The following is a 4,682-nucleotide window of genomic DNA, read 5'->3' as shown; positions in this document are numbered from 1 at the left end:
AACGATTAAATACAAAGCGACTGCAACCAATGGTTTTAGCAATTATTATTTCCTGTTCCTTATTTGGATAGATACGAAATTTATATGCCTTATTTACTAACATGGGTTGCACCTCACTTTTTAGTATAATGACTACAGTATACTAAAAAACGTAGGCTTTCGCCTACCGACATTCATCTCCCACCTAAAATTGGTGTTTCACACCTTCACATTTTTGAAGAAGGAGTCTTCTGTCAGAAGATGATATAAGCAGAAATTGTAACAGTATATTATTTTTACTCGTAATAAACCCTGGAACAATTGTTAAATAAAGCAAAATAGCTTTAGGGTTAAGAACATTTAAGAAATAAGCATCTTTTATGTACACTTCTTTATCCGAAGCATTCATTTTATCATTCTCCGACAGAAGACTCCCTCCTCAATTTGCGTGAAGGTGCGATAGCACCAACAAATAGGTGGGAAATGAATGTCGGCTGGCGTAAGCCAACATGTTTGCTACTATATACTTGCACAGATTGCTCTTTGAAAATTGAAGATATGAGGTTGATTGCAGAAAAATCATTGCAATCGTAAAATCTTCAACGTCCTATCGCCCACGCTTGCCGAAGTTGCGAAAACCAAGCTAAAGTAGGAAGCATGGTGAGTCAACGTACAAGATACTTAAGTTCTCACCGTAGGAACTACGGGCAGAGCCTTCTAAGATAACTGGTGAATACATCGGTGTTCGCAGGAATCTCCCACTTCAAACAGACCGCAAGGTCGTTCAGTGGGGGTAGTTCAATTTGTTTAATTGCCTTGATGATTAAAGTAATAGAAAGATAAGTTAAAAATAATGAACCAATAACTGTTGCTATTTTTAATAAAATTGGATAACTTAATATGATTAATGAGACTCCTACCCCTGCAAATATTGAATGGGTCAATATGCCTAAGGAAGTTCTACAATGATTCTTTTTAATCCTTTAATCCCCGAACAGGCTACACTAGATACAGCTAGAGTAAAACCTGTGCCTGGCGAAAGAGCTATAGGTAAAATCATAAAGATAAACTCTAAAAGTTTCATATGTATTCAATCCTTTATTTTCATCAGACTTTTTTAAAATGTTGTTTCTTCATATTTTTCTATTAACTTTCATAATTCATCAAATAAAAAACAACTTCCTTTTTTATCAAGTGTTGAGCTTTTTATAAATAAGGAAAATTTTCCAAACAGTACAACTTTATATTAAACAGTCAAACTTGATTCTACATCTACAGTATACTAAAAACCGTAGAAATTCATTATTTCTACGGTTTTATAATATGAATTCTTATGCTATTTAATAATATTTTTCACATAACCAATGCGTATTTCACCTTCAGGTTAGTATAAATAACGTATCTGCATTTAGATAAACATATCATATATCAAAACTTGAAACTGTAACATCTCTATTAGAATACAAATCAAAACAGTCATACAAACAAAATTTTTTTCGACTTACATCATATGTCACCATGCTTTTGAATACAGGAACAGTCGATTATTATTTCTTTCCTTTTTCTAATACAATCTAATTATTAGCTTTTCCCTATATTTTTTTGATAATCCTATTAAGTTTTTTGTAAAATTCACCTTTTGTTTTTACATGTTTAAACTGATTTGGATTAATATGAACTTTTTGAGAGAGTGCTACAATCTCTTCTTTTGTAATTGAATCTTCAGTATTTATAGATGCTATATTTGTATATTTTCCATCTTCTGTTTTTGGAATTTCTAAAATTCCTTTATTTACGAGATTCACTACAGCCTTATGCTCTGAAGAATGTGTGTCTACACCGGTTATTTTCCAACTATGCATAATTTTTGGCGTGTATACACCATTCTTTACCTCTTTTAAATATGTAATTGCAAGGTTACGAATGGTTCCACCTGTTTCGCCAAATGCATTCTCTTGTTTAGATGACCAAATTTGTTCAAACTTACGTCCCTCTAAAGCCCCACCTTTTGCTTGAAGAGCCTCCATTCTATATGCATTCATTCCTAGAGTAATAACATCGCTCATCTTGATTGGTTTATTTGTACGAATAGATCGTAAATTTGTAATTCTACTTCCATATGGCTTTGTTAAGTCAATTTCGTATTTCACGCCTCCAAAGAAATCATTCGTACTGTACTTAGAGGCACGGCGTGTTTTATCAAAGCTAACTGTTACATCTCCGACACGAGATGAGTTAAAATACCCCGCCGCCCATTCCATGTAGTCTTTCAAATCTTTTCCAGTTATCTTATATACTGTAATTTCTCCCAAAGCATATTGATAATTATACGCAATATCTTTTTTCTTAATTGGACCTACATCCAAACGGGCATAATCGTTATCAATTTGATGTGCTACTACATCTGCTTTGCTGTAATAAAGCATGACTTCATGAAAAAAATCTGATAAAGGTGTCTCTTGAATTTGCACACTTGGAATACCTTTTATTTCATTTTCAGGAACAAGATTTCTATCCTTTAATTGAGCGACTACAACATTTGCATCCTCTCTCGCATACTCGTGAAAAGGTGTTAGTGTTTCTTCAAGTTCAGGATCGGATAATATCGTTGTTCCATCAGTATTTTTTACAGGTAAAGCGGTAGCTGTTTTGTCTTTTAATACCATCTTCCCATCTTGTTTTGTAAAAGTAAGGTCAATACGTGAGATATGCGTGCCATATTTATCTGGTTCTGTAATAATAACACCATTTACAACTTCTTTTTTAACAAGTTTATGCATATGAGCTGCAAAAATAGCGCTTAGTTCCGGACAAGCATTTGCAATATCTTGAACCCCAGTACCAGGGATGCCATTCTCATTTTCTAGTCCCATATGCATAACCCCTACCATTACATCTACTTTACCTTCTAATTCTTTAATTACCTTTTTTGTCTCTTCTACTGGATTTTTCACCACTAAACCTGCCAAATGATCTGTTCCTTTTTCAAAATCACTAATCATTGGTGTGTTCATGCCAATAACTCCAACTTTGATACCACCTTTTTCAACTATCGTATATGCAGGAAGAAAACGCTCTCCATTTTCCTTGTAAATATTTCCTGCTAATGTCTTTCCTTTATATTGTTCACTAACTTTTTTCAATGTATCTAATCCAAAATTGAATTCATGATTTCCAAATGCCCAAGCATCATATCCCATTTCGTTCATTGCTACCATCATTGGAGACTGTGGCTTATCATTAAATAATTCTACGGAGTTTCCTTGAATTGTATCTCCAGCATCTAATAATATGGTATTTGGATTTTCTTGACGTACCTTCTTTATAACCGTATAAAGCTGCGTTAAACTTCCACTCATATTAGCACCATCAAGCGCATAATCCCAAGGCATAAACCTACCATGAATATCTGCAGTACCTAATAATGTAATATTAACATCAGATTCCTCTGCTTTAGAGATAATTGGTTTGACGGTTACTGCTGCTCCAAGCAGTATAAAAATAACAAAATAACATACATAATTCTTCCATCTCATTTTTGACATAATAACAATGTTTCTCCCCTTTTTGTATTGTCATAAAGTTTCTTGAACTTTAAAAATGTAACTTATTATTCGGAAAACTTCAACTAAAATAAGATAATTTCAAGTATTTCTAACCCTATACATTATTGATCCTCTGAATTATAGAAAATTGGGGCTAGATAGTGAGTGAAGACAAAGAAACACCTGAAAGAAGAAGAGAAAAACTAAGACAAAAAGTACTAAAAAGATGTGTACCGATAATAAAATCGTTTAATTTTACTCCCGAAAATGCAATAGCCTACGGTCAATGAACTGACCATAGGCTATTAAAATTCTTTAATAATTAAACACACTTACAATAACTGGTTATTTTAACGAATAATAAATTTTCTTAATTCAGGTTTAAAACGTCTATTTTAGATATTCATTTCTTGCTAAACTAATTACATTTTGAATAAATGCATGTTTAAGATTTTGTGTAAGTAATTCTCTCATATTTATTTGCTAACTTTTTTAATTCAATTAATACAAAAGGAATTTGTTCATTATTAACGAAAGTGTATGCTAACTAAATGAACTCATTGATACACACTCTACAAACAGACATAGGTACAATCTTATATCATGATATCTAATTATGCTTCGTTTAAAGGATTTGGAATACCTTTCATGCCACTCTTCTTCCCACGTGTATCTGTAATTTCACCGCATTCTTTATATTTTTTCACCCAATTTTTCAGTTGTGTAGAGCTCTTAATCTGATATTTTTCCGTTATTATATCGTAGCTTCCTTCTCCATTTAAATAACTTTGAACAGCTGATAACTTTAATTCTTCCAAGTATGCATTGAATGTTGAACCTTTTTTAGCCATGAAAAATCCCCTCCAAGTAATAGTGTAACCACTCATGTATGTACAGGGTCTTTTTACACTGTCTACCTAAAGGGGATAATATCATATCCAGTCTTTTTTATTATTTTGTAAGGCTTTAGAATTTAACGAATTATCCGAAAAAATCATCCTTCCTCAAGCGTGTGCAGGGCGATAGCCCAACGATAGGTGGGAGATGAATTTCGGTTTGGCGTAGCTAAAAAGCACTTAACTTTGCTTTTTATTTTTTTGTTCTGATATAATCAGTCTTATAAAATAGAAAGGTTGGTATTACAGTGAAATTAGATAG

General features: G+C 32.7%; 5 protein-coding genes. 1 reads left to right on the top strand and 4 read right to left on the bottom strand.

From position 1 onward, the window contains the following. The 3 genes from AAIE21_RS29085 to AAIE21_RS29075 form a co-directional block, all read right to left on the bottom strand. Positions 1–103: helix-turn-helix domain-containing protein (locus tag AAIE21_RS29085; protein WP_343269857.1), on the bottom strand; the 103-nt coding region annotated here is incomplete at its 3' end. Between the two features lie 825 nt (positions 104–928). Continuing rightward, positions 929–1,063 carry a hypothetical protein gene (locus AAIE21_RS29080; RefSeq protein ID WP_343269856.1) on the bottom strand — a complete coding sequence of 45 codons (135 nt, stop codon included), beginning with the start codon at positions 1,061–1,063 and terminating at the stop codon, positions 929–931. A gap of 508 nt (positions 1,064–1,571) precedes the next feature. Continuing rightward, a complete protein-coding gene (locus AAIE21_RS29075; protein ID WP_343269855.1) occupies positions 1,572–3,524 on the bottom strand; it encodes a bifunctional metallophosphatase/5'-nucleotidase in 1,953 nt (650 codons plus the stop codon). Positions 3,525–3,685: 161 nt separating this feature from the next. Here AAIE21_RS29075 and AAIE21_RS29745 point away from each other — a divergent pair, with 161 nt between their 5' ends. Beyond that, positions 3,686–3,814, top strand: a complete 129-nt coding sequence (locus tag AAIE21_RS29745) for a DUF6366 family protein (protein WP_481858725.1) — start codon at positions 3,686–3,688, stop codon at positions 3,812–3,814. A gap of 324 nt (positions 3,815–4,138) precedes the next feature. Here AAIE21_RS29745 and AAIE21_RS29070 read toward each other — a convergent pair whose 3' ends face one another. After that, positions 4,139–4,375: a helix-turn-helix domain-containing protein gene (locus AAIE21_RS29070; protein WP_343269854.1), complete on the bottom strand. Its 237-nt coding sequence runs from the start codon at positions 4,373–4,375 to the stop codon at positions 4,139–4,141. Positions 4,376–4,682: the final 307 nt, after the last annotated feature.

It is taken from the genome of Paenibacillus sp. 102 (assembly GCF_039549175.1).
GTDB lineage: Bacteria > Bacillota > Bacilli > Bacillales > Bacillaceae_G > Bacillus_A.
Note: the sequence above shows the minus strand (reverse complement) of the source record. Positions and strands in the feature narration are given on the sequence as shown.

What these genes read in the sequence shown, in the direction of transcription:
- AAIE21_RS29080 (WP_343269856.1), bottom strand. Translation starts at nt 1,063, where the DNA reads ATGAAACTTTTAGAGTTTATCTTTATGATTTTACCTATAGCTCTTTCG.
- AAIE21_RS29075 (WP_343269855.1), bottom strand. Translation starts at nt 3,524, where the DNA reads ATGTCAAAAATGAGATGGAAGAATTATGTATGTTATTTTGTTATTTTT.
- AAIE21_RS29070 (WP_343269854.1), bottom strand. Translation starts at nt 4,375, where the DNA reads ATGGCTAAAAAAGGTTCAACATTCAATGCATACTTGGAAGAATTAAAG.